The 4,078-nt window shown below is 71.6% G+C and carries 3 protein-coding genes; 2 read left to right on the forward strand and 1 reads right to left on the reverse strand.

Annotation, left to right across the window (positions count from 1 at the left end; genetic code table 11):
• Positions 1 to 233: 233 nt before the first annotated feature.
• The gene (locus ACFRCR_RS17420; RefSeq protein ID WP_138824226.1) at positions 234 to 578 is read right to left on the reverse strand and encodes an oxidoreductase; all 345 of its coding nucleotides are present in this window, start codon (positions 576 to 578) and stop codon (positions 234 to 236) included.
• Positions 579 to 833: 255 nt separating this feature from the next.
• On the opposite strand from ACFRCR_RS17420, the gene lpdA reads away from it, so the two are divergent.
• Entirely contained in the window at positions 834 to 2,234 is a 1,401-nt protein-coding gene (gene lpdA / locus ACFRCR_RS17425) for a dihydrolipoyl dehydrogenase (protein ID WP_138824225.1), read from the forward strand.
• Positions 2,235 to 2,263: 29 nt separating this feature from the next.
• Entirely contained in the window at positions 2,264 to 4,066 is a 1,803-nt protein-coding gene (sucB, locus tag ACFRCR_RS17430; RefSeq protein WP_377679295.1) for a 2-oxoglutarate dehydrogenase, E2 component, dihydrolipoamide succinyltransferase, read from the forward strand.
• Positions 4,067 to 4,078 lie beyond the last annotated feature (12 nt).

Below are 4,078 nucleotides of genomic sequence, written 5' to 3' on the forward strand. Positions count from 1 at the left end.
GGCACGACCTCTCGGGGTCGTGCCCGTCCGTCGTTCCGACTGGCGTCGGGTCCGGACCGCGCGCCGGAGCCGTCGGGCGCAGCGTCTGCGTCCTGCCGGGAGGTCGAGTTGCGTCCGACCGGGGTCAGGGAAGAGCCTCGACCCCAGGTGACCGCATCTCGTTCCGTGGGAGCTCCGGCAACGGCCCGACGAAGCGCGCACCTGAGGGCGGGGTCAGCGACTGCGGATGGGGCTCAGCGCCGGCGCTGCTTGGAGTTCCAGTCGCGCATGCGCTGGGGGTAGCCCGTGAAGTTCACGTCGTAGACGGGGAGCTCGAGCTGCTCGGCCACCTTGCGCGCGGTCCTGGCGTCGGGGACGCGGCGTCTCGTCCACTCCCCCGTGGTCGCGATGAGCATGAGCGTCGTGGGGGTGTCGTTCGTCGGCGGCTCGATGTATGCCTCGACACCCACGCGGGTGCGTGCGAAGTCGGCGAGGTGCTCGACGGTCGCGCGGCGCTGGTCCGCGGTCGACGGGGCACCGGCGGGAGCACCGGCACCGTTCGCGGGCTTGCGGGAGAAGAGCTGCGACAGCCTGGACATGGAGGAAGGGTACTTGCTCCGCCTGGAGCGTTCCTGGGATCGGGCTCGGCCCCGCCTGTGGGCGGGGACTCGCAGCGCGAGGAGCGGCAGGTCGTGCCCGGGAGCCCACCCGCCGGGACCGTCCGGACCACGGGGGCGGACCGGACGCCCGGCGTGGCTGTCTTGAGCATCACACGCAAGAGTGTGCGTTCCGATTGGGGTACGGCTGACCGAAGTGCCAAGATGTCACGAGAACTTTGCTCTCCCTCTTTTCGTATGCCTAAGGAGCTGCACGTGGCCGAGACCGGCACACCTTTCGACGTCCTCGTCCTGGGCGGAGGCAGCGGCGGCTACGCCACCGCGCTGCGTGCCGCCGAGCTCGGCCTGAACGTCGCTCTCGTCGAAGCGCACAAGCTGGGCGGGACCTGCCTGCACAACGGCTGCATCCCCACGAAGGCTCTGCTGCACGCCGCCGAGCTCGCCGACAACGCCCGCGAGGGCAGCGCGTACGGCGTCCTGAGCCAGCTGCAGGGCATCGACATGAACGGCGTGAACTCGTACAAGGACGGCGTCATCGCCGGGCTGTACAAGGGCCTGCAGGGTCTCATCAAGTCCCGCAAGATCACGGTGATCGAGGGCCACGGAACGCTCGTCGCCGCGGACACGGTCGAGGTCGCGGGCCAGCGCTACACGGGCAAGAACGTCGTGCTCGCCACGGGTTCCTACGCCCGCTCGCTCCCCGGGCTGGAGATCGGGGGCCGCGTCATCACGTCCGACCAGGCACTGACCCTCGACTACGTGCCCCAGAGCGCGATCGTCCTGGGCGGCGGCGTGATCGGCGTCGAGTTCGCGAGCGTTTGGAAGTCGTTCGGCGCCGACGTGCAGATCATCGAGGCGCTCCCGCACCTCGTCCCGAACGAGGACGAGTCGCTGTCCAAGGCGCTCGAGCGCGCGTTCCGCAAGCGCGGCATCGGCTTCACCCTGGGCGACCGCTTCTCGGGCGTCACGCAGGACGACTCGGGCGTGCACGTGACCCTCGAGTCCGGCAAGACGTTCGACGCCGACCTCCTGCTGGTCGCCGTCGGCCGCGGCCCCCGCACCGCCGACCTGGGCTTCGAGGCCCAGGGCATCACCATGGACCGTGGCTTCGTGATCGTCGACGAGCGTCTGCACACGGGCGTCGGCAACATCTACGCCGCCGGTGACATCGTCCCTGGGCTCCAGCTCGCGCACCGCGGCTTCGCCCAGGGCATCTTCGTCGCCGAGCAGATCGCGGGCCTGAACCCGACGCCGATCGTCGAGTCGGGCATCCCGCGCGTGACGTACTGCGAGCCCGAGGTCGCCTCGGTCGGCCTGACCGAGGCCAAGGCCAAGGAGCTGCACGGCGCCGACGGCGTCGAGACGCTCGAGTACAACCTTGCCGGCAACGGCAAGAGCAAGATCCTCGGGACCACGGGCTTCGTCAAGCTCGTCCGCCAGAAGGACGGCCCCGTCGTCGGCGTGCACATGGTCGGCGCCCGCGTCGGCGAGCTCATCGGCGAAGGCCAGCTCATCGTGAACTGGGAGGCGTACCCCGAGGACGTCGCCGCCCTGGTCCATGCGCACCCCACGCAGAACGAGGCTCTCGGAGAGGCCCACCTGGCCCTCGCCGGCAAGCCGCTGCACGCCCACAACTGACCCAACGATCGAAGGAGACCCGAGAGGTCATGTCTGACAACGTGCAGATGCCCGCACTGGGCGAGTCCGTCACCGAGGGAACCGTCACCCGCTGGCTCAAGGCCGTCGGAGAGAGCGTCGAGATCGACGAGCCGCTGCTCGAGGTCTCGACCGACAAGGTCGACACCGAGATCCCCTCGCCGTTCGCCGGCGTGCTCGAGCAGATCCTCGTCCAGGAGGACGAGACCGTCGAGGTCGGCACCGACCTGGCCGTGATCGGTTCCGGCGCGGGCGCAGCCCCGGCCGCTGCCGAGGCTCCGGCCGCTCCCGCCGCCGAAGCACCCGCCGAGGCTCCCGCCCCGGCAGCCGAGCCCGCCCCCGCGGCGGAGCCGGCACCGGCCCCCGCTGCCGAGGCTCCGGCGGCCGCTCCCGCTGCCGAGGCGCCCGCCGCCTCGGGTGGCGAGGAGATCAAGCTCCCGGCGCTCGGCGAGTCCGTGACCGAGGGCACCGTGACCCGCTGGCTCAAGGCCGTCGGCGAGACCGTCGAGGTCGACGAGCCCCTGCTCGAGGTCTCGACCGACAAGGTCGACACCGAGGTCCCCTCCCCCGTGGCGGGCACCGTCCAGCAGATCCTCGTCCAGGAGGACGAGACCGTCGAGGTCGGCACCGTCCTCGCGATCGTCGGCTCGGGCGCGGCAGCACCGGCTCCGGCCGCCGCCGCACCGGCACCTGAGGCGGCTCCCGCCCCGGCACCGGCGCCCGAGGCTGCACCGGCCGCTCCCGCGGCGCCCGCACCTGCTCCGGCAGCGGCGCCCGCCCCGGCCGCCGCCCCGGCAGCAGAGGCGCCCGCGGCTCCCGCAGCAGAGGCGCCCGCCGCTCCCGCGGCCCCTGCCTCGCGCGCCACCTCGGGCTCGACCGGCGGCTCCTACCTGACCCCGCTCGTGCGCAAGCTCGCCGCGGAGAAGGGTGTCGACGTCGCGTCCCTCACGGGCACGGGCGTCGGTGGCCGCATCCGCAAGGAGGACGTCCTCGAGGCGGCCGCCAAGGCGGAGGCTGCCAAGGCGGCCCCGGCACCTGCCGCTGCTGCGCGGTCGGGCTCCGCGCCCAAGGCGGCCAGCGTCCCGGCTGTCTCGCCCCTGCGCGGGACGACCGAGAAGATGTCGCGCCTGCGCAAGCTCGTCGCGACGCGCATGGTCGAGGCCCTGCAGACGCAGGCCCAGCTCACCACGGTGGTCGAGGTCGACGTGACCAAGGTCGCCAAGCTGCGCGCCAAGGCCAAGAACGACTTCAAGGCACGCGAGGGCGCCAACCTCACGTTCCTGCCGTTCTTCACGCTCGCCGCGGTCGAGGCCCTCAAGGCCTACCCGAAGATCAACGCGAGCATCGACGGCGACTCTGTCGTCTACCACCCGCAGGAGAACGTCGGCATCGCGGTCGACACCGAGCGCGGTCTGGTCGTGCCGGTCATCAAGGACGCCGGTGACCTCAACCTCGCCGGGCTGGCCCGCAAGATCGCCGACCTCGCCGGCCGCACCCGCATCAACAAGATCGGGCCGGACGAGCTGGGCGGCGCGACGTTCACGATCACGAACACCGGTTCCGGTGGCGCGCTGATCGACACGCCGATCGTCCCCGGTGGCCAGGTCGCGATCCTGGGCACGGGCACGATCGTCAAGCGCCCGGTCGTCGTGACCGACGCGGACGGCAACGAGTCGATCGCGATCCGCTCGATGAGCTACATCTTCCTGTCGTACGACCACCGCCTGGTCGACGGCGCGGATGCGGCCCGCTTCCTGGGTGCGATCAAGAACCGCATCGAGGAGGGCGCCTTCGAGTCCGAGGTCGGTCTCTGACCGTCGGAGCTC

This window comes from Oerskovia sp. NPDC056781 (genome assembly GCF_042789955.1).
GTDB lineage: Bacteria > Actinomycetota > Actinomycetes > Actinomycetales > Cellulomonadaceae > Oerskovia > Oerskovia rustica.

Coding starts and splice junctions, on each gene's coding strand:
- ACFRCR_RS17420 (WP_138824226.1), bottom strand. CDS start 578: ATGTCCAGGCTGTCGCAGCTCTTCTCCCGCAAGCCCGCGAACGGTGCC.
- lpdA (WP_138824225.1), top strand. CDS start 834: ATGCCTAAGGAGCTGCACGTGGCCGAGACCGGCACACCTTTCGACGTC.
- sucB (WP_377679295.1), top strand. CDS start 2,264: ATGTCTGACAACGTGCAGATGCCCGCACTGGGCGAGTCCGTCACCGAG.